The sequence below is a fragment of the Hyphomicrobium sp. genome (assembly GCF_003987855.1).
In the GTDB taxonomy this organism is placed as follows: Bacteria; Pseudomonadota; Alphaproteobacteria; order Rhizobiales; family Hyphomicrobiaceae; genus Hyphomicrobium_B.
The window spans coordinates 1-20,526 of the sequence record NZ_RXIZ01000020.1; the positions used below are offsets into that span (position 1 = coordinate 1).

The window sequence follows — 20,526 nt, forward strand, 5'->3', positions numbered from 1 at the left end:
CCCGGCAGTCCGGCACGCTCCTGCCGCCCTCAGGATCCCAGCTCGAGCCTAGAGCCCTTCGCACGCGGCAAGATGAGCGGAGTATGCGGGAGCCCATGAGAGCGGGGATAAGTTTTTTGATTTTTTTTGTTTGTCCCGGTGACTGCCGGCGCGGAAGCTCTGTCATCCTCGGCTTCAGGCCGAGGATCCATTGGCAAGCGCGCGTTTCGTTCAATGGATCCTCGGGACAAGCCCGAGGATGACAGTTCATGCTATTTCTGCTGCACGAGACATGTGCGCCGGGATAATGAGAATGTTCACGTCGGTCTTCGCAAACCCGCCTGGACTGCGTTTTCGAGGGCTTGGAGGAATTGCGAGCGGTCGCGGGGCGTGAATGACGCGTTATAGCCGCGGCTCTCGCCGGTTTCGCGCAGGTGGCGCTGCATGTCGCGCATTGCGACGGCCATGCCGATGTTGGCGTCGCTGAAGGACTTGCCGGTCGGGCCGATGCATTGCGCGCCCGCCTTCAACACGCGGGCCGCCAGCAAGATGTCCGCCGTCACGACGATGTCGGCAGGCGTCGCGTGCTCGGCGATCCAGTCGTCCGCGGCATCCGCACCGTCGCCGACGATGACGCGCTTGATGAGCGGGCTATCATCGAGGCGCATCCAGCTGTTCGACACCATGTGCACGATGAGATCGTGGCGGGTGGCGACGCGGAGAACTTCCGGCTTCACCGGACAGGCGTCCGCATCGACGTAGATTTCCATGGAAGGCAGGCCCTTTAGGCAAATACTCCATGGCCGGGCATGACCCGGCATCCAGGATATCAGTCGTGGCGCTCGATGGCCGCCTCAAGGGCGGCCATGACGTGGGGAGGAACGAGGTCGTATCTCGTCATTTTCCAAATGGGTGCGCGAAACCAGGACTTAAAAATGGATCGCGCGTTTGGCGACGGCGAGGGCTGCTTCCTTCATGGCTTCGGAGAAGGTTGGGTGCGCGTGACAGGTGCGCGCCAGATCCTCGGCCGAGCCTGAGAATTCCATCAGCACCGCGGCTTCGGCGATCAACTCGCCCGCGACCGCACCGATGATGTGAACGCCGAGCACGCGATCGGTCGTGGCATCGGCGAGGATCTTCACGAAGCCGTCGGTCATGTGGATCGCCTTGGCGCGGCCGTTGGCGGTGAAGGGGAACCTGCCGACGTTGTAGGCGATGCCTGCGGCCTTCAATTCCTCTTCCGTCTTACCGACGCTGGCGACTTCCGGACTTGTATAGATGACGTTCGGGATGACGTCGTAATTCACGTGACCTGCCTGGCCGGCGATGATCTCGGCGACGGCGACGCCTTCGTCCTCCGCCTTGTGCGCGAGCATCGGACCGGCGATGACATCGCCGATGGCGAAAACGCCGGTGAGGTTCGTCTGGTAGTAGCCATCGACAAGCACGCGCTTTTTTGCGTCAAGCGCGATGCCGGCTTCGGCGAGCCCGAGGCCCTCCGTGTAGGGAACGCGGCCGACCGCGACGAGCACGGCATCGGCTTCGACCGTCTCGGCCTCGCCGCCAGCGGCTGGTTCGACTTTCGCTGTGATGCCCGCGTCTGAGGTTTCGACGCTTGCGACCTTGCTCGACAGCCGGAAAGCGATGCCCTGCTTTTCGAGGATGCGCTGGAAGGAACGCGCAATTTCGGCATCCATGCCCGGCAGGATGCGCGGCAGGAATTCGATAACGTGGACTTCCGAGCCAAGGCGACGCCAGACCGAGCCGAGCTCGAGGCCGATGACACCGGCGCCGACAACGAGCAGTTTTTTCGGGACTTCGGTAAAGTCGAGCGCGCCGGTCGAGGAGACGACACGCTTTTCGTCGATCTCGATGCCGGGGAGGCGGGTGACGTCGGAGCCGGTGGCAATGACGATGGACTTGCTATCGAGCGTCTGCGTCTCGCCGCTTGCCGACGTGACCGCGACCTGACCGGATTTGACGATGCGCCCAGCGCCGAAAAAGCTGTCGATCTTGTTCTTCTTCAGGAGATAGGCGACGCCGTCGACGTTGCCTTTCACGCCTTCGCGCTTGAACGCCTGCATCTTGTCGAGGTCGAGCGTCGGGTCGGTGCCGATGCCCATTCTCGCGAATTCGTTTTTGGCTTCATCGAAGCAGTGCGACGCATGGAGAAGCGCCTTCGATGGGATGCAGCCGACATTGAGGCAGGTGCCGCCGAAGGTGGCACGCTTTTCGACGACGGCGACTTTCAGGCCAAGCTGTGCGGCGCGGATCGCGCACACATATCCGCCAGGGCCGGTGCCGATGACGATGAGATCGTACTGCGCGGCCATCCCTTAAAGCTCCAGGATGAAGCGCTGCGGATCTTCCAGACATTCCTTGACGCGGACGAGGAAGGTGACGGCTTCCTTGCCGTCGACGATGCGATGGTCGTAGGAGAGCGCGAGGTACATCATTGGGCGAGCGACGATCTGGCCGTTTTTGACGATGGGCCGTTCCTCGATGCGGTGCATGCCGAGGATGCCAGACTGCGGCGCATTCAGGATCGGCGTCGACATCAGCGAACCGTAGACGCCGCCATTGGAGATGGTGAAGGTACCGCCCTGCATGTCTTCGATCGACAGGCGGCCATCTCGCGCGCGCTTGCCGTATTCGTTGATCTGCTGCTCGATCTGGGCGAGGCTCAGGCGATCGGCGTCGCGAACGACCGGAACGACGAGGCCCTTCTCTGTGCCGACGGCGACGCCGATGTGATAGTAATTTTTGTAGATCAGATCGTCGCCGTCGATCTCGGCGTTGACGGCCGGCACATCGCGAAGCGCCTGGATGCAGGCCTTTACGAAGAGACCCATGAAGCCGAGCTTCACGCCGTGACGCTTCTCGAAGATGTCCTTGTACTGCGCGCGAAGCGCCATCACCGCACTCATATCGACGTCGTTGAACGTCGTGAGCATCGCGGCGGTGTTCTGGGCGTCCTTGAGGCGGCGGGCGATCGTCTGGCGCAGCCTCGTCATCTTCACGCGCTCCTCGCGGGCGGCGTCATGGCCGGCCGAGGGAAGGCGTGCCTCCTGCGGGACGGCTTTCAGGGTCGGGGCGGTTTGAATGGCCACCACGTTCGTCGCCTGTTGCGAGGCGGCCGCCTCATGCACCGGCGGGGCGGACGGCGGGCGGGGAGCTGAGGCGGCGGCTATTACGTCCTCTTTCAAGACCTGGCCGCGGCGTCCGGAGCCGTGAATGTCGGATGCTTCGAGCCCGGCTTCGGTGAGCGCTTTCTGAGCGGCTGGAGGCGGAGGGGGCGGCGGCGCGGAGGCGGCGGCGGGAGGTTGAGCCGGTGCGGGTGGCGGAGACTGCGGGGCCGGCGCGGCGGTCGCCTTCGCAGCGCTCTTGGGCGCTTCCGATTTCGCGGCGCCATCGTTCAGAGCCGCGAGGAGCGCTCCCACTTCGACCGTCGAACCCGATTGAACGAGAATTTCGCCCAAGACGCCCGAGGACGGAGCGGGCACCTCGACCGTCACTTTGTCGGTCTCAAGTTCGACAAGCGGCTCGTCGGCGGTCACCGCCTCGCCGGCTTTCTTGAACCATTTGCCCACCGTCGCTTCCGTTACGCTCTCTCCAAGCGCGGGAACGCGGATCTCGATCGCCATTCTCAGCCCTCACTTCTTTGTTTGCGTCTGGCGACTCTCCTTCGTCGAGCCGGCCGCCAGACGCGGTGTACTTTGTTTGCGTCTGGCGATGCTCGCTCATCGAGCCGGCCGCCGGACGCGGTGTACTTTTTTCGCTGCGATCGGCGACTCCGCTGCGCGGAGCCGGCCGCCGATCGCGAATGTCCGTCAAATTCCGAGCGCGTCGGCGACGAGCGCGGTCTGTTCCTTGATGTGCTGCGACAGCAAACCGGTCGCGGTCGCCGCAGATGCCGCGCGGCCAGCGTAGCGCGGACGGCGGTGAATATAGCCGAGGTGGTTCAAAACCCACTCGATATTCGCGTCCATGAAGTACCAAGCGCCCATGTTCTTTGGCTCTTCCTGGCACCAGACGATCTCAGCAAACTTGAAGCGGCCAAGCTCGTTGATCAGCGCGCGGGCCGGGAACGGATAAAGCTGCTCGACGCGCAGGATGTAGACGTCATCGAGGCCTTTGGAATCGCGCGCATCAAGCAGGTCGTAATAGACCTTGCCGGTGCAGATTACGACGCGCTTGATCTCGGAATCAGGTTTCAGCGTGATGGTCGAGGAGCCGCGCTCGGCGTCGTCCCACAGCAGACGATGGAAACTCGTATTGGGACCGAAATCATCGAGCTTGGAGACGACCCGCTTGTGGCGCAACAGCGACTTCGGCGTCATCAGGATCAACGGCTTCCTGAAGTTGCGATGCAGCTGACGGCGCAGAATGTGGAAGTAGTTCGCCGGAGTGGTGCAGTTCGCGACCTGCCAGTTATCTTCCGCCGATAGCTGCAGATAGCGTTCGAGGCGGGCGGAAGAGTGTTCTGGGCCCTGGCCCTCGTAGCCGTGCGGCAGCAGGCAAACGAGGCCCGACATGCGAAGCCACTTGCGTTCACCCGATGACAAGAACTGGTCGAACACGACCTGAGCGCCGTTGGCGAAGTCGCCGAACTGGGCTTCCCAGAGCGTCAGTGCATTGGGTTCGGCAAGCGAGTAGCCGTATTCGAAGCCAAGGACGGCTTCTTCCGACAGCATCGAATTGACGATCTCGAAGCGCGCCTGATTGGGCGAGAGGTGCTTTAGCGGCGAAAAGCGGCGCTCGTTTTCCTGATCGATGAAGACGGCGTGGCGCTGCGAGAAGGTGCCACGTTCGCAGTCCTGGCCGGAAAGGCGGACGCGGAAACCTTCCATCAACAGCGACGCGAACGCCATGTGCTCGCCCATCGCCCAGTCGATGCCCTGACCGGTATCGATCATCTCGCGGCGACGCTCGATCAGCTTGCCGACCGTCTTGTGAATATGGAAGTCGTTCGGGATCGTCGTTACGCGGTGGCCGATGTCCTTCAGCGTCTCCATGTCGACGCCGGTATTGCCGCGCCAGTCGTCGCTGTCGGGACGCGTGATGCCCGACCAGCGGCCATCGAGCCAGTCGGCCTTATTCGGCTTGTAGCCGTCGGAGAATGAAAACTCGTTGTCGAGGTTGGCGCGGACCGTATCCTTCATCTCGCCGAACTCGGCGGCGGTGATGACGCCTTCCTCGATCAGCTGCTTGGAGTAGATGTCGACGACGGTCGGGTGCGATTTGATCCGCTTGTACATCGCCGGCTGCGTGAACATCGGCTCGTCGGTCTCGTTGTGGCCGAACCGGCGATAGCAGAACATGTCGATGACGACCGGCTTCTGGAAGCGCTGGCGGAACTCGGTCGCGATCTTGGCGACGTGGACGACGGCTTCCGGGCTGTCGCCATTCACGTGGAAAATCGGCGCTTCGATCATCAGGGCGACGTCGGAGCAATAGGGCGACGAGCGCGAGTGATGCGGCGCCGTGGTGAAGCCGATCTGGTTGTTGATGATGAAGTGGATCGAGCCGCCGGTGCGATGGCCGCGCAGTCCTGAAAGGCCGAAGCACTCGGCGACGACGCCTTGGCCCGCGAACGCCGCATCGCCGTGGATCAGAAGCGGCATGACCGCCGTACGGTCGTTGCTCGGGCAATTGTGCTGATCCTGCTTGGCGCGCACTTTGCCGAGCACGACCGGATCGACGATTTCGAGATGCGAAGGATTGGCGGTCAGCGACAGGTGAACGTTGTTGCCGTCGAAGGATCGATCCGACGAGGCTCCAAGGTGGTATTTGACGTCGCCGGAACCTTCGACATCGTCGGGCTTGAACGAGCCGCCCTTGAACTCCTTGAAGATGGCGCGAAGCGGCTTCGACATGACATTGGCGAGCACGTTGAGACGGCCACGGTGCGCCATGCCCATGGCGATTTCCTGCACGCCCAGGTGTCCGCCGCGCTTGATGATCTGTTCGAGCGCCGGGATGATCGACTCGGCGCCGTCGAGGCCGAAGCGTTTCGTGCCGGTATATTTGAGATCGCAGAACTTCTCGAACGTTTCCGTTTCGATCAGTTTGCGGAGGATTGCCTTCTGGCCTTCGGTCGTGAAGCGGATATCCTTTTCCGCGCCCTCGATGCGTTCCTGAATCCAGCCTTTTTGCGTGGGGTCGGTGATGTGCGTGAACTGCACGCCGATCTTTCGGCAGTAGGTTCGGCGCAGGATGGCCAGGATCTGGCGCATCGTCGCCGTCTCCAGACCCATGACGCGATCGATGAAGATTGGCCGGTCGAGATCGGCTTCGGTGAAGCCGTAGGTTTCGGGCAATAACTCGCGATGCACGCGGCGGTCGGCGAGACCGAGCGGATCGAGGTCGGCGGCGAGGTGGCCAATGACGCGATAGGCGCGGATCAACATCAGCGCACGGATCGAATCCTGGGTGGCGCGCAGGGAGGCCGCCGGTGTCATCTCGAAACCGGAAACCTGGGCGCGGCGCTCTATCTTGTCCCGGATCGTGCGTTCGGCTTCGCCGTAGTCGCCCGTCAGCGCGCCAACGAGATCACGATCGGTGCCGTTTTCGTTGAGGAGCGCGGAGAGCGGCGGCGCCCATGCCGGACCGCCGGAATAGGCGTTCGCCGATGAGGGAGACTCTTTGATGCTCTCGAAGAATCGTCGCCATTCGTCGCTGACGGCGCCAGGGTTGCGCTCATACTCAGCCTGCATGTCTTCGATGTAGGGGGCGTTCGCGGCGCTTAAAAAAGAGGTGCGCAGAAACGCTTCATTCTGGCCGTTTCGTGCCATTACGTTCGTCCTTATTCATGCTCCACGAGCGTTGCTTCGATGCTCTGGATGACGCGGACAGTGACCGGATCAATCTATGCCGCCGGTCTTACGGCTTCGTTCATTTTCAATTTCTTTTACGCTTTCAGGACTTCGACAAGAGTACGGCCCAGCTCGGCGGGGCTCGGCGAGATCGCAATGCCAGCGGCTTTCATCGCCGCGAGCTTGTCTTCCGCTTTGCCTTTGCCGCCGGAGATGATCGCGCCGGCATGACCCATTCTCCGTCCCGGCGGCGCGGTAACGCCCGCGATGAAGCCTGCCATCGGCTTCTTGCGGCCTTTCTTTGCCTGCTCGATTAGGAAGTCGGCCGCGTCTTCTTCGGCGGAGCCGCCGATTTCGCCGATCATGATGATCGACTGCGTTTCGTCGTCGGAGAGGAACATGTCGAGGACGTCGATGAATTCCGTGCCTTTGACGGGGTCGCCGCCAATGCCGACGGCCGTCGTCTGTCCGAGACCGACGTCCGTCGTCTGCTTCACAGCCTCATATGTGAGTGTTCCGGAGCGGGAAACAATGCCGACCGTGCCGTTCTGGAAGATGTTTCCGGGCATAATGCCGATCTTGCATTGGCCGGGAGTGAGCAGGCCGGGACAGTTCGGACCAACCAAACGCGACTTCGAACCGTCGAGCGCGCGCTTGACGCGGACCATATCCATCACCGGAATGCCTTCGGTGATGCAGACGATCAGAGGGACCTGAGCGTCGATGGCTTCGAGAATGGCATCGGCAGCAAACGGCGGGGGAACGTAGATCGAGGTTGCCGTCGCTCCGGTCTTGGCAACGGCTTCGCCGACGCTGTCGAAGAGGGGAACGTCTGCAAGCTCGGCGTCGGGATGTTTCGAGCCGCCCTTTCCGGGCGTAACGCCGCCGACGATCTTGGTGCCGTAAGCGCGTGCTTGCTTTGTGTGGAATGTCCCCTGGCTACCGGTAATGCCTTGGCAAATGACCTTCGTATTCTTGTCGACAAGAATAGACATTCCATCCCCGCGTTCTGTTCGGCTTCTTAAGCTACATGTCGCGCATTTTTTGCGGTGCAGCAAGCAGTACTGACGATCAGGACAACATTCCGACCGTCAGGCTGCCGCCTTCAGTTGATCCGTGATTTTTCTGGCGGCGTCGGCGAGATCGTCGGCGGCGATGATCTTCAGGCCCGACTCCTGGAGGATTTTCTTGCCGAGATCGACGTTCGTGCCTTCGAGCCGGACGACGAGCGGGACATTGATCGCCATCTCGCGGGCGGCAGCGACCACGCCTTCGGCGATGATATCGCAACGCATGATGCCACCGAAGATGTTGACCAGGATGCCCTTAACCGCGGGATCCTCGAGGATGAGCTTGAACGCGGACTGGACTTTTTCCTTCGAAGCGCCGCCGCCGACGTCCAGGAAGTTCGCGGGCTCGGCGCCATAGAGCTTGATGATGTCCATCGTCGCCATGGCGAGACCGGCGCCATTGACGAGGCAGCCGATGTTGCCGTCGAGCTTGACGAAGGCGAGATCGTACTTGGAAGCTTCAATTTCGGCCGGGTCTTCTTCGCCGATGTCGCGCATGGCGACGATCTCGGGATGGCGATAGAGCGCGTTGGAATCGAAATTCATCTTGCCGTCGAGGCAGATGAGCTTGCCATCCTTGGTCACGACAAGCGGGTTGATCTCGAGGAGGCTCATGTCCTTCTCGACGACCATCCTGAACAGGTTCTCAACAAGATTTCCACAGGCTTTCACCTGGTCGCCCTTGAGGCCCAGCGCGAACGCAACCTTGCGGCCGTGGAACGGTTGGTAGCCGGTTGCCGGATCGATCGTCAGCGTGTGGATCTTTTCCGGGGTATCGTGGGCGACATCCTCGATGTTCATGCCGCCGGCTTCGCTAACGATGAAGGCGACGCGAGAGGTGGCGCGGTCGACGAGCGCGGAGAGATAAAGCTCGCGCTCAATGGCGGAGCCATCCTCGATATAAAGCCGGTTGACGACGCGGCCTGCAGGACCGGTCTGCACGGTAACGAGCGTCTTGCCGAGCATCTCACGCGCGAAGGTTTCGACTTCTTCGAGCGATTTGGCGAGGCGGACACCGCCTTTTTCGCCGGCGGAAGGCTCCTTAAACTTGCCCTTGCCGCGTCCGCCCGCGTGGATCTGCGCTTTCACCACCCAAACGGGGCCGGGAAGTTTCTTCGCCGCCGCGACGGCTTCCTCGACCGTGAAGGCGGGGAAACCATTGGGCGTGGGAACGCCGTACTGACGATAAAGCTCTTTCGCCTGATACTCGTGAATATTCATGCTCTCGCCCCCTTCAACAAAAGATCATCATCGCCTGCACTGGAACACGGCACGCCGCTTTTATGCCCTATTTTGGGGCGGTAAAGCTGGGTCTCACCAGCATTTGTCGGCGCGCGGTGATGCCGCCTCTTGAGTCGATACTGGCGCCGCCGTACATCGGATTTCGACTGGGGTTCAGTCAACAACGGGGAACGTCCATGACTTTTGCCTGCATCAACATCGACGGCCTGAAGGCCGCGCGCACCGGCCGCGAACCCTTCAACTATCTCGTCGGCGACCATTTCATTCAGCCGCCCGCAGTGGAGCCGCTGAAGAAAGACTTTCCCGATCTCAAGGAGCCGGGCTTCCTGACGGAAAGCGATATCGGCTCGGGCATCCACGGCGCGTTCGAGAAGCTGCTTCAGGATCTCAAGAGCCCGGAAGTTTCCAAGATCGTGTCGGAGAAGCTCGACATAGATCTCGTCGGCAAGCCGAAGATGATCACCATCCGCAAGCTGTCGGCGGCGAAGGATGGCCGCATCCACACGGATGGCGAAGCGAAGATCGCGACCATGCTCACGTATCTCAACGACAAGTGGGACGGCACGGGCGCTGGATGCCTGCGCGTCCTGAAAAACGATCACGACTTCGAGGACTATGTCGAGCAGGTGAGCCCGCTGACCGGCACCGTGTTCGCGTTCCGCCGTTCCGATTGGTCTTGGCATGGCCATACGCCATTCGTGGGCGAGCGTCGTGTCGTGCAGATGACGTGGCTCCGCAGCGAAGCCGATGTCGCCCGCAAGGAAAAGCGCGGCGCGCTCTCGCACAGCCTCAAGAAGATGTTCAAGTTCGGCTGAGGCCGAGCTTTCCATCCCGATCGAGGAGTGGCGTGACTGCACGGTTGCGCCGCTCCTTTTTTATTTCGCAAGCGCCGGGCTGATCGTCTTGCAAGCCTCGATGAGGCCCTTCACCGAAGCGACCGACTTCTCGAACATCGCTTTTTCGGATTCGTCCATCGTGAGTTCGATGACTTTTTCAACGCCGTCCGCGCCGATGATGACGGGCACGCCGACGTAGGTGTCCTTGAGGCCGTATTCGCCCTTCAAGTTGGCGGCGCAGGGCAGCATGCGCTTCTTATCTTTCAGGTAGCTTTCGGCCATCGCAATCGCGGATGCAGCCGGCGCGTAGAACGCCGAGCCGGTGCCAAGCAGAGCGACGATTTCACCTCCGCCGCCGCGCGTGCGCTTGATCATGGCGTCGAGCGCTTCCTGCGTGAACATGCCGAGCTTGACGCAATCGGGGAGCGGCACGCCGCCGATCGTGGAGTAGCGGACCATCGGCACCATGTCGTCGCCATGACCGCCAAGCGTCATCGCGCGGACGTCTTCGATCGAGACGCCAGCGGCTTCGGCGAGGAAACAGGAGAAGCGGGCGCTGTCGAGCACGCCGGCCATGCCGACGACCTTGTTGGCGGGAAGCCCTGAAAACTTCTGAAGCGCCCAAACCATCGCATCGAGCGGGTTGGTGATGCAGATGACGAACGCGTTCGGCGCGTGGGCTTTAATGGCTGCGCCGACCTGCTCCATCACCTTCAAGTTGATGCCGAGAAGATCATCACGGCTCATGCCGGGCTTACGCGGCACACCGGCCGTGACGATGCAAACGTCAGCTCCGGCGATGGCAGCGTAGCCTTCGGGGCCGGCGCCTGAGAGCTTCGCGTTATAACCTTCGACGGCGGCGGTCTGCGCCAGGTCAAGCGCCTTGCCCTTGGCAACGCCTTCCATGATGTCGGTCATGACGATGTCGCCAAGCTCCTTGAGCCCGGCGAGGAGCGCCAGCGTGCCACCGATCTGTCCCGATCCGATCAGTGCGATTTTCGTACGCGCCATGCTGCTCCCCCAAATGGATTTGATTGATTATGACCACGCCGCTGCCCGAGGGGCACGGCGTTGCTGCCTAATGAAAATCCTTAGGGCGTCAAGCGCAAGCCGCAACTTTCATCCCAAAGTCCCATCGCATGCGAACAATTCGTGCGCCACTTCAGTATTCGACATCTGTACCGATCGTTAATGGCGGCTCCTGCCGCCCGAATGTCCGGTGAGATAGGCTTCCGAACGCATTTCAGTCAGACGGGAGGCCGTGCGCTCGAAAAGCTCGACGCCATCTCCGGCGGGATACAAATGCGAGGGTTCCGCGGCCGCCGAGGCGATGAGACAGATGCGGTTGTCATAGAGCGCGTCGACGAGCGTGATGAAGCGGCGAGCAACGTCGCGCCGGTCGGGCGTCAACATCGGTATGTCGTCGATCAGGATCGTGTGAAAAGCGTGCGCGATGTGAAGATAATCATTGGCGGCGAGCGGGACGTCGCAAAGGTCGTTGAAGCCGAAGCGAGCGACGCCCATCGAGGCGAGGGGTATTGCAACCTTGCGGCCGAGAACCTCGATCGTCTGCGGCTTTCCCGGATGATTGCCGGTCAGGCGTGACCAGTGATCATCGAGCGCGGCGCGCGCGGCTGCATCGGCAGGATGGAAGTAGAGTTGTAGACCGGAAAGCTTGTCGAGGCGGAAATCCTTTATCGCAGCAAGTTCGACAACATCGACGTTATTTTCGATGAGAGCGATGAAGGGAATGAAGAGCTGCCGGTTGAGACCGTTCGTATAAAGGTCGCCCGGCTTGGCATTCGATGTCGTTACAATGACAGTGCCGGCAGCAAAAAGTGCTTCAAACAAACGGCCGAGGATCATCGCGTCGGCGATGTCGGTGACGTGCATCTCATCAAAGCAAAGAAGGCGCGCGGATCTCGCGATCTCTTCGGCGACATGGGGAATGGGATCGCCTGGGACCTCAGCACGGGCTTTGCCGATACGCTCGTGCACGTCGGCCATGAATTCGTGGAAGTGGGCGCGACGCCTGGGCTCGAAGGACGTCTCCTCGAAGAAGAGATCCATCAGCATCGTCTTGCCACGGCCGACGGCCCCCCAAATGTAGAGACCCTTCGGCGGAGCATGCTTGCTGAATAGCTTTGTGAGGAGACCGCTCTTGCGTTGATATACAGTCAGGTCCGCGTCGAGCGCATCCAGTCGGGCGGCCACTTCAGCCTGCGCAGGATCGGCCTCAAGCTCGTCGTCGGCAACCCGCTTGCGGTATTCCTCGATGATTGTGCCCATTACGCCCTCGGTCCCGTGACACCTTCGGTAGTCGGCCGACCACTTCTGGCGCAACTGGCAAAGTCCGCGACGAATTGGAATACGGCATGCCAGCCATGCGGCTGAGGGGCGGACCGATCGGCCCAATGTTCAGATGCGCTTCATCTTCCGTCGCTTAAATGCGCATTGCTGCTCTGCAGCATTTTCCGTGGCGCTGCACCGAAGCGTCTCCATTTTAGCGGAGAATGCAATTGGTTAGCGGTCCGCGGATAAACGGGGGCCGGGGAGAATTAAAATGTTGAAAGAGGCTGACGCGGCTGAGGTGGAACACCTCGGCTTCATTCGCCGTCTGCTCGCGAGCGAAGCCTACCTGCTGCGCGACCACCTCCTGCGCCTCGATGGAGAGGCGCGCTACCGGCGGTTCGCGCATGATGTCTCGGATGACTTCATCAGCCGTTACGCGGCGCATGCCGGAGACTTCGGCAACGTGACGTTCGGATATTTCGTCGACGGCGAAGTACGCGCCGTCGCTGAATTGCGCCCCGACATTCTGATGCACAGGGACGGCGCTGAGGTTGCGTTCTCGGTCGAGAAACCCTTCGTCAATCGCGGAATTGCGACGAAACTGATGGGTCGCGTCATTCGTACGGCGCGCAATCGCGGCCTGCGCCATCTGATGCTCGTGTGCTTGCCTGATAACGCAAAGATGCAGGCAATCGCTCGGCACTACGGAGCAGACCTCAGCGTCGAAGACGGATCCGTGATCGCCGACATCGTGCCTCAGGAGCCGGACTACCATTCTTGGTTTTCAGAAATTCTCGATGAGCGGATGACGTATCTTCAGTCCGCGTTCGATCTGCAAACGCGCGTGCGCAGAGCCGCTGAAATTTGATCGCGAGCTCGAAAGTGTGATTCTCACACGGGCAAAAACGGGTTCGAGACGACCGGCGCGCTGCGATAAATCCCGCTTGAGAGTCCAGCCCACGAGGGCGAAAGTCGGAAAAATAAGAAAAATTGCGACTTTAAAGTCACAGGAAGCCGTTAATAAACGGGTTTTTGCCCGCGATTTCAAACTTCTTCGTCTACAAACTTCTGGAATTTGCTCATGTTTGCAGAGTTCGAGCTGATTCGAACTTCCTAGAGGGAGATAAAAACTATGGCTAAGGCAGTAAAGAAGGCAGCGAAGAAGACGGCAGCTCGCAAGAAGCCCGTCGCTAAGAAGGCCGCTAAGAAGACCGTCAAGAAGGTCGTCAAGAAAGCGGCGAAGAAGAAGGCCGCCTAATTTCATTCGCGTTTCGGAGCCTCGGACTGGGCATTCGGGCTTCGACACGCGCATGCAGATGGCGAACGGGCGTCTTATTTCGCCCCTTCATTTCCGAACATGGCCGGGCGACAGCGATAAGCGTCACCGGCCATATTTTTTTGCCCAGCTAAACAAAGCTGCGCCCCGGTCCCGGTTGTAGGGACCTTTCCAAATTGATGTGATGCGGGCAGGCCGAATCACGGCCCGCCCGACATTTCAGATCAGATCGCCTGATCAGCTGGAACGGAAAACCGCACCGGCTACCGACATCGGCCGCTCACGCACGGCGTTGCCGTCGTTGCCGGACTTCACGATCCACTGACCGTTGGCAGAGCGCCCCGTGATCATGCCGACATGATGCGGCCAGACCACCACGGCGCCGACACGCGGGCCGCTCGGACGTCCATAGTGCCGCCAGTTCGCAGCAAGATTGTACTCTGGACCGCCGCCAAGCTGCGTGCGCATCCACCAGCCGCACCACGCGCGCGGACGGCCACCGACGCTGCCCGACGAGGCATAACGACGACCGCTCGAGTAGTAGTGACGCTGTGCGTAGCGACGCTGGCCGTATTGGCGCTGAACGCGACCGCTATAGGCATAGCTGCGACGCTCGCCCGAACGATAGGCGTAGCGGTATCCGGATCTGCGGTATGAGTACTGACGCCGGGCATCCTGGCGGTCGACACGCTGTGCGTAGTGCCGCGAGTAGGACCGCTTGCCGGCCCAATGCGCAGAGCGCTCGTAACGGTCCCCATGGCCCTTGTACGGACGCGCCTCTGCCGACGACATCCCAGCCGCCCAGGCCAGAGCCATCGCCACTGCGATCAAAACCAATCGCATTTTTTACTCCTTCACTTGTCTTCACAAACGGGGCGCATCCAGCGGTTCAATGGGGCGAAAACAAGAGAGGATTCGACGCGCGGCATATCGTCAGGGCGCGAGTTAACCAAAACGCATACGGAAATTTATTTCGATTTTTTAGAAAGTTATGCGGAATTCTCAGTGCGCGGAGACTTTGAAACTCAACTTAGAGTCGAAAAAATTGTGAAGTTTGCGTACGGAACGCCGCCAGATGTGAACGCTTTTATTGCACGCACTGGCTCTTATTTGAGCGATGAGGTGCGGCGAAGCTCCGCATTTCGCTGACGTATTTCTTCATGATCCGCACAGGGGGCTTCATGGAATACCGACGACTCGGCGCATCCGGCTTGAGGGTGCCGCTTCTCAGCTTTGGCGCCGCTACGTTCGGAGGATCCGGCGAATTTTTCAGCGCATGGGGATCAAGCGACGTCGTGGAAGCGCGCCGAATGATCGATCTATGTCTCGATGCCGGCGTGACGCTGTTCGATACCGCCGACATTTATTCGAAGGGCAATTCCGAGACAGTTCTGGGCGAGGCCCTCAAAGGCCGCCGCGACAAGGTTCTCATTTCAACGAAGGCGACGTTTCGTTTCGGCGACGATCCCAATGATGTCGGCTCGTCACGTTTCCATCTGCTAAAGACCTGCGAAGATCAGCTGAAGCGTCTGCAGACCGATCACATCGATATCTTTCAGCTGCACGGTTTCGACGCCATGACGCCGCCGGAAGAAGTTCTGTCGACGCTCGATCATCTCGTTCGCGCCGGAAAGATCCGCTATGTCGGCGTGTCGAATTTCTCGGGTTGGCATTTGATGAAATCGCTGGCGGTCGCCGATCGCTACGGCTATCCGCGCTACGTCGCCAACCAAACCTACTACTCGCTGATCGGGCGCGACTACGAATGGGAGCTTATGCCTCTCGGCATCGATCAGGGGCTTGGTGCACTCGTCTGGAGCCCGCTGGGCTGGGGCCGTCTCACCGGTAAGATCCGGCGCGGCCAAGCCTTGCCAGAAGTGAGCCGGCTGCACAAAACCGCCGAAAGCGGTCCGCCCGTATCGGACGAGTATGTTTACCGCGTCGTCGATGCGCTCGATGACGTCGCGAAGGAGACGGGCAAGACGATCCCGCAGATCGCTCTCAACTGGCTCTTTCATCGGCCGACGGTTTCGAGCGTCATCATCGGCGCGCGAACCGAGCAGCAATTGAAAGACAATCTCGGGGCGGTGGGCTGGAACTTGACGGCCGAGCAGATCGCAAAGCTCGATGCCGCAAGCGAAAAACCGAAGGCATACCCTTACTGGCATCAAGGCGGTTTCGCCGAGCGCAATCCGCCCCCGGTCTAGCCAACAACCGCCGGCTCTTTCCAAGCGCGACCAACAAGCAAGCTTGTCACAGCGATGTCACATCGCTCGCGTGTGTATCGGCCGAACAGCTTGCAATGACCACGATCAAGAGGGTTCGCGCGATGACGGACGAGCAGGACAAAAACGACCGCGCCATGGCAGCACGCGTTGAAGCTGAGATCGCCGACAGCTTCGATGAAGAACTCGAGATGGAGCTGGACGACAATCGGCTCGAACGGCTCCTCGACGGCCAGGACCATGATCGGGAAGCGGGCCTGCTCGACCGGCAAGTGTATTTCAAAGAACTCTTCCGGCTGCAGCACGAATTGATCAAGCTGCAGGATTGGGTCGTGAATTCGAAGGCGAAGGTCGTCGTCCTCTTTGAAGGCCGCGACGCGGCAGGCAAAGGCGGCGTCATCAAACGGATCACGCAGCGGCTCAATCCTCGCGTCGTGCGGGTCGTCGCGCTATCGGCGCCGACCGAGCGCGAGCGTTCGCAGTGGTATTTCCAGCGCTATGTTCCGCATCTGCCGGGCGGTGGCGAGGTCGTGCTTTTCGATCGCTCCTGGTACAACCGCGCCGGCGTCGAACGGGTAATGGGATTCTGCACGGACGATGACGTGGAAGAGTTCTTCCGCACGGTGCCGGAATTCGAGAAGATGCTCGTGCGCTCGGGCATCACGCTCATCAAGTACTGGTTCTCGATTTCCGACGACGAGCAGCACCTTCGCTTCCAGATGCGCATCCATGATCCCATCAAGCAGTGGAAGCTATCGCCCATGGATCTGGAATCCCGCCGCCGCTGGGAGGCTTATACGAAGGCCAAGGAAGCGATGCTGGAGCGGACGCATATTCCCGAGGCGCCGTGGTGGGTCGTCCACGCAGACGACAAGAAGCGCGCGCGGCTCAACTGCATCCATCATCTGTTGAGTCAGATACCCTACGCTGAAATTCCGCGGGCCCCGGTCGTTCTGCCCGCACGCGTACATAATCCCGATTACCACCGCGTGCCGGTGCCGGACGATATGTACGTTCCCGCGGTCTATTGAGCGGGGAACTTTTCTTTCGATTCGAGCGTAGCCTGCTGGTCCGGTTCCGTTAGGGGAAACCGGACCAGGAGGCCTCATGCTCTTACGTTCCGTCGCCGCCTTCACCGGCATCACCGCTGTTTTCACGGTCTGGGCAATTGCCGTTTCTGCCGACGACGCGAAGCGAGGAGATTTCGGGCCCAATCCAGAACTGCCGGCACCGCAATCCAATATCGTGCCGACGATCAAAGTCGCGCCTGTCGTCGGATGGAAGGACAACGCAAAGCCGTCGACGCCGGGCGACCTCAACGTGGCGGCGTACGCGACGGGCCTCGATCATCCGCGTTGGCTTTACGTGCTCCCCAACGGCGACATCCTGGTCGCGGAGACGAACGGCCCGACGCGGCCGGAAGACGGCAAGGGCATCAAAGGCTGGTTCCAGGCGCTGTTTCAGAAATATGCCGGAGCTCGCGTTCCGAGTCCGAACCGCATCACGCTGTTGCGCGGGATAAAGCCTGACGGAACGGCCGAGACGCGCTCCGTCTTCATCGACGGTCTCAATTCGCCATTCGGAATGGCACTCGTGGGCAATGCGCTTTACGTCGCCGACACCGACGCGCTGCTGAAGTTCGATTATCATGCCGGTGATACGAAGATCACCGCGCAGCCGGTGAAAGTCGCCGATCTGCCGGGCGGTCCGCTCAATCATCACTGGACGAAAAACGTCATCGCCAGCGCCGATGGATCAAAACTGTATGTGACAGTCGGCTCGAACAGCAATGCGGGCGAAAATGGTCTCGAAAAGGAGACGGATCGCGCGCGGATTATCGAGATCGATCCCAAGACCGGCACTACCCGGCCGTTCGCCACTGGCCTGCGCAATCCCAATGGCATGGCTTTCGAGCCCGAGACGAAAGACCTTTGGACGGTCGTCAACGAGCGCGATGAACTGGGCGATGATCTTGTGCCCGATTATCTGACCTCGGTTAAGGACGGAGCTTTCTACGGCTGGCCTTTCAGCTACTACGGCCAACACCTCGACCCGCGCCTTACCAAGGAGGAACGGCCCGATCTCGTCGCGAAGGCGATTGCTCCGGATTATGCGATCGGCGCCCATACGGCTTCGCTCGGGCTCACATTCTCATCTGATAAGTCGCTGCCGGCGCGCTTTGCGCACGGCGCATTCATCGGCCAGCATGGCTCATGGAACCGCAGCCAGCCCAGCGGCTACAAAGTGATCTTCGTTCCGTTCGCCAACGGAAAACCTTCCGGCGATACGCAAGACGTGCTGACAGGCTTCCTTGATGCTGACGGCAACGCGCGCGGCCGTCCGGTGGGCGTCACGATCGCCCAAGACGGAGCGCTGATCGTCGCTGATGACGTCGGCAACGCCATCTGGCGGGTCACCGCATCCGGACGCACGGCAGAGAATACGGCGCGATAAAAGCTGATCAGCGAACCCGGCGCGGGTTCATGTAGAGATCGGCTTCCTGCCTCTGGATGTCGGGTTTCAAGCGGCCATCGTGGATGTCACGGGCGACGTTCTTTACGTGGCGTCGCGCTTGGCTGTTGAAGGAAATCATCCCGGTGAAGAGCTTCATGACCTGCAGCAAGCGCGGCTCAGCGTGATCGCCGCGCACCTTGCAACGCCACCGCCCCCCGATCGTCAGGATCGCGCCATCGATGTGACCGACATGATCGCCATGTTGGTCGATGAGCGTGTAGTCGCCGCCAAGATTGATGAAGTCGCGACGGAAGCGATAAAATTTCGGTGTGCCCTCATCCATCAGGAAAAACGAGAAGTTCTCCGGCATGAGCGGCCATTTGTGCGCTGAGCGCTCAAGATTGACGAGATAATCGTCTTCGCTGGTGTTGACCGTATAGGTCATGACGGGGAGACCGTGGGCAGCAAGCGTCTGCTGGATCGAGCGGCCGAGCATCATGTCCATGCTGGCTTTCCAGTTCAGCGTCTCGGAGAAGAGCTTCATGACCAGGCGCTTGTCCATGCCGGTCGCGTCTTTCCAAAGCTCTTTGCGGTAGCCCAGCACGCCGGTGCGCTCGCCGTTCTCCAAAATCTCAGCGAAGATATCCATATCGCTCGTGAACTGGCGCGACTTGCCGCGATTGCGCTCACGTTTCCAGGGTCCGAATTCGATCGAATTGAAAGGCGTCAGCCAAACCTCGACGGTGAAGTCGTGCCACGTCTTCTTGGCATCCTTCGCCGCGGTGTTGCTTGCCTTCTCGAGCTTGGTGACGGAGGCTTTCGCGCCATCCTCTTTTTTCGCGTCCTCTAGCACTTCGGAGCGCGCTACGGTTGCGGCCTCGGCGGCTGCAGCCTTCGCTTCGGCTTCAACACTGTCTTTCTTCCAGGCATTTGCGGTCATGTCGGATGGTCCCCGCGCGTCGGCGCACTCTACCCAAGCGAATCACTTGCAAGACCCTAGCATCTGCATCGGCGATGGCTGTGGTGGGGCAGAAATTTGCGGTGGGAAAATCGGCCTAGCGCGTGCCGAAAATCGCCGATCCGACACGCACATACGTCGCGCCGAACGCAACGGCCGTTTCGAAGTCGCTGCTCATGCCCATGCTTAGGCCAGTCAGCCTAAGCTCGCGCGCAAGCTTGGCGAGAAACGCGAAGTGCACGGCTGGTTCTTCATCGACGGGCGGGATGCACATCAGGCCGGCGATCGGAAGCTTCAGCTCATCGCGGCACAGCGCCACGAAGGCTGCCGCCTCTCGCGGCATGACGCCCGCCTTCTGCTGTTCTTCACCCGTGTTGACCTGCACGAAGAGTTCGAGCACTCGACCCTGCTTCGTCATTTCAGCGGCGATGGCGCGCGCGATCTTTTCGCGGTCGATTGTGTGAATGGCATCGAAGAAGGCAACGGCCTCCTTCGCCTTGTTCGATTGAAGCGGGCCGATCAGATGCAGCTTCAGATCAGGAAATTCCGATTTCAGCGGCGGCCACTTCCGCTCCGCTTCCTGGACCCGGTTCTCACCGAAGATACGCTGCCCGGCCGCAATGACGGGCCGGATGGCATCGGCTTCGAACGTTTTCGAAACGGCGATCAGTTCAACGCTGTGAGCTTCGCGGTTGGCTTCCCTAGCCGCTGCAATAATTTCGTCCTTTACGCGCTTTAACCTGTCGACCGCGCTTTCGTGGTAACCGTCGCTCGTCACTTTTTCCCTCAATCGGCTGTTGGCCTTCATAATCATTCCGGCACGACGTGAACAAGTGTCGCAATTTTGTGATGAGCCATCCGCATTACATAACGCATCCGTTTCCACCCCCCGCAGAGGAATTCCCCGATATGCTGAAACTCGCCGACGCTCGCCGTATCATCGACGCTGCAGAAAAGAAGGCGAAGGAAATCGGCCAGCCGATGAACATCGCCGTCGTCGATGAGGGTGCGAACCTCATTTCTCACATCCGCATGGATGGCGCCTGGATCGGATCAATCGACATTTCGATCAACAAGGCGTTTACCTCGCGCGCCTTCAACATCTCGACGAAGGAGCTTGCCGAGAACAGCCAGCCAGGCGACCAGTTCTTCGGCATTCACGCCTCGAACCACGATCGCGTCATGATTTTCGCCGGCGGTATTCCGCTGAAGGACTCGAAGGGCGAAGTCATCGGGGCGATTGGCGTTTCCGGCGGCAGCGGCGTTCAGGACCAGACGGTCGCGGAAGCCGGCGCCAGCGCCCACACGTGCTGATGATGGCTCTCGCGCCGGTGTTCTGACAGGCGCCAAGAGCTCAAACGATTGAACATCCAGGCAAC

Annotated in this window: 18 protein-coding genes; 7 read left to right on the plus strand and 11 right to left on the minus strand. The window is 60.5% G+C overall.

Annotated elements, in window-relative coordinates; translation table 11 throughout:
- Positions 1-296 precede the first annotated feature (296 nt).
- The 6 genes from EKK30_RS16775 to sucC form a co-directional block, all read right to left on the minus strand.
- Complete coding sequence (locus EKK30_RS16775; protein ID WP_290986734.1) at positions 297-749, minus strand: YaiI/YqxD family protein; 453 nt, start codon at positions 747-749, stop codon at positions 297-299.
- 159 nt (positions 750-908) lie between these two features.
- Positions 909-2,312 carry a dihydrolipoyl dehydrogenase gene (lpdA, locus tag EKK30_RS16780; protein ID WP_290986735.1) on the minus strand — a complete coding sequence of 468 codons (1,404 nt, stop codon included), beginning with the start codon at positions 2,310-2,312 and terminating at the stop codon, positions 909-911.
- A gap of 3 nt (positions 2,313-2,315) precedes the next feature.
- The gene (odhB, locus tag EKK30_RS16785; RefSeq protein ID WP_290986736.1) at positions 2,316-3,623 is read right to left on the minus strand and encodes a 2-oxoglutarate dehydrogenase complex dihydrolipoyllysine-residue succinyltransferase; all 1,308 of its coding nucleotides are present in this window, start codon (positions 3,621-3,623) and stop codon (positions 2,316-2,318) included.
- A gap of 186 nt (positions 3,624-3,809) precedes the next feature.
- Positions 3,810-6,773, minus strand: a complete 2,964-nt coding sequence (locus EKK30_RS16790) for a 2-oxoglutarate dehydrogenase E1 component (RefSeq protein WP_290986737.1) — start codon at positions 6,771-6,773, stop codon at positions 3,810-3,812.
- Positions 6,774-6,889: 116 nt separating this feature from the next.
- Positions 6,890-7,789 carry a succinate--CoA ligase subunit alpha gene (gene sucD, locus EKK30_RS16795; RefSeq protein WP_290986738.1) on the minus strand — a complete coding sequence of 300 codons (900 nt, stop codon included), beginning with the start codon at positions 7,787-7,789 and terminating at the stop codon, positions 6,890-6,892.
- Positions 7,790-7,885: 96 nt separating this feature from the next.
- The gene (gene sucC, locus EKK30_RS16800; RefSeq protein ID WP_290986739.1) at positions 7,886-9,085 is read right to left on the minus strand and encodes an ADP-forming succinate--CoA ligase subunit beta; all 1,200 of its coding nucleotides are present in this window, start codon (positions 9,083-9,085) and stop codon (positions 7,886-7,888) included.
- 197 nt (positions 9,086-9,282) lie between these two features.
- Between sucC and EKK30_RS16805 the strand changes: the two genes are divergently transcribed.
- Positions 9,283-9,921, plus strand: a complete 639-nt coding sequence (locus EKK30_RS16805) for a 2OG-Fe(II) oxygenase (protein WP_290986741.1) — start codon at positions 9,283-9,285, stop codon at positions 9,919-9,921.
- 60 nt (positions 9,922-9,981) lie between these two features.
- On the opposite strand, the gene mdh is transcribed toward EKK30_RS16805, so the two are convergent.
- On the minus strand, positions 9,982-10,953 hold the full coding sequence (gene mdh, locus EKK30_RS16810; RefSeq protein ID WP_290986742.1) for a malate dehydrogenase: 972 nt from the start codon (positions 10,951-10,953) through the stop codon (positions 9,982-9,984).
- A 177-nt stretch (positions 10,954-11,130) separates the two neighbouring features.
- On the minus strand, positions 11,131-12,231 hold the full coding sequence (gene zapE, locus EKK30_RS16815; RefSeq protein WP_290986743.1) for a cell division protein ZapE: 1,101 nt from the start codon (positions 12,229-12,231) through the stop codon (positions 11,131-11,133).
- A 274-nt stretch (positions 12,232-12,505) separates the two neighbouring features.
- On the opposite strand from zapE, the gene EKK30_RS16820 reads away from it, so the two are divergent.
- The gene (locus tag EKK30_RS16820; protein ID WP_290986744.1) at positions 12,506-13,102 is read left to right on the plus strand and encodes a GNAT family N-acetyltransferase; all 597 of its coding nucleotides are present in this window, start codon (positions 12,506-12,508) and stop codon (positions 13,100-13,102) included.
- Between the two features lie 264 nt (positions 13,103-13,366).
- Positions 13,367-13,492, plus strand: coding sequence for a hypothetical protein (locus tag EKK30_RS16825; RefSeq protein ID WP_290986745.1), 126 nt, complete (start codon positions 13,367-13,369; stop codon positions 13,490-13,492).
- Between the two features lie 255 nt (positions 13,493-13,747).
- Here the strand turns inward: EKK30_RS16825 and EKK30_RS16830 are convergent, their stop codons facing one another.
- On the minus strand, positions 13,748-14,353 hold the full coding sequence (locus EKK30_RS16830) for a hypothetical protein (RefSeq protein ID WP_290986747.1): 606 nt from the start codon (positions 14,351-14,353) through the stop codon (positions 13,748-13,750).
- A gap of 338 nt (positions 14,354-14,691) precedes the next feature.
- On the opposite strand from EKK30_RS16830, the gene EKK30_RS16835 reads away from it, so the two are divergent.
- The 3 genes from EKK30_RS16835 (at position 14,692) to EKK30_RS16845 (ending at position 18,189) form a co-directional block, all read left to right on the plus strand.
- Complete coding sequence (locus EKK30_RS16835; RefSeq protein ID WP_290986748.1) at positions 14,692-15,717, plus strand: aldo/keto reductase; 1,026 nt, start codon at positions 14,692-14,694, stop codon at positions 15,715-15,717.
- 122 nt (positions 15,718-15,839) lie between these two features.
- Positions 15,840-16,766, plus strand: coding sequence for a polyphosphate kinase 2 (gene ppk2 / locus EKK30_RS16840; RefSeq protein WP_290986766.1), 927 nt, complete (start codon positions 15,840-15,842; stop codon positions 16,764-16,766).
- A gap of 76 nt (positions 16,767-16,842) precedes the next feature.
- Complete coding sequence (locus EKK30_RS16845) at positions 16,843-18,189, plus strand: sorbosone dehydrogenase family protein (protein ID WP_290986749.1); 1,347 nt, start codon at positions 16,843-16,845, stop codon at positions 18,187-18,189.
- Positions 18,190-18,196: 7 nt separating this feature from the next.
- On the opposite strand, the gene EKK30_RS16850 is transcribed toward EKK30_RS16845, so the two are convergent.
- Together EKK30_RS16850 and EKK30_RS16855 are read right to left on the minus strand one after the other, a co-directional pair.
- Positions 18,197-19,129, minus strand: coding sequence for a hypothetical protein (locus EKK30_RS16850; RefSeq protein WP_290986750.1), 933 nt, complete (start codon positions 19,127-19,129; stop codon positions 18,197-18,199).
- 115 nt (positions 19,130-19,244) lie between these two features.
- Positions 19,245-19,925, minus strand: coding sequence for a YggS family pyridoxal phosphate-dependent enzyme (locus EKK30_RS16855; RefSeq protein WP_290986751.1), 681 nt, complete (start codon positions 19,923-19,925; stop codon positions 19,245-19,247).
- A 131-nt stretch (positions 19,926-20,056) separates the two neighbouring features.
- Between EKK30_RS16855 and EKK30_RS16860 the strand changes: the two genes are divergently transcribed.
- The gene (locus EKK30_RS16860; protein ID WP_290986752.1) at positions 20,057-20,461 is read left to right on the plus strand and encodes a heme-binding protein; all 405 of its coding nucleotides are present in this window, start codon (positions 20,057-20,059) and stop codon (positions 20,459-20,461) included.
- Positions 20,462-20,526 lie beyond the last annotated feature (65 nt).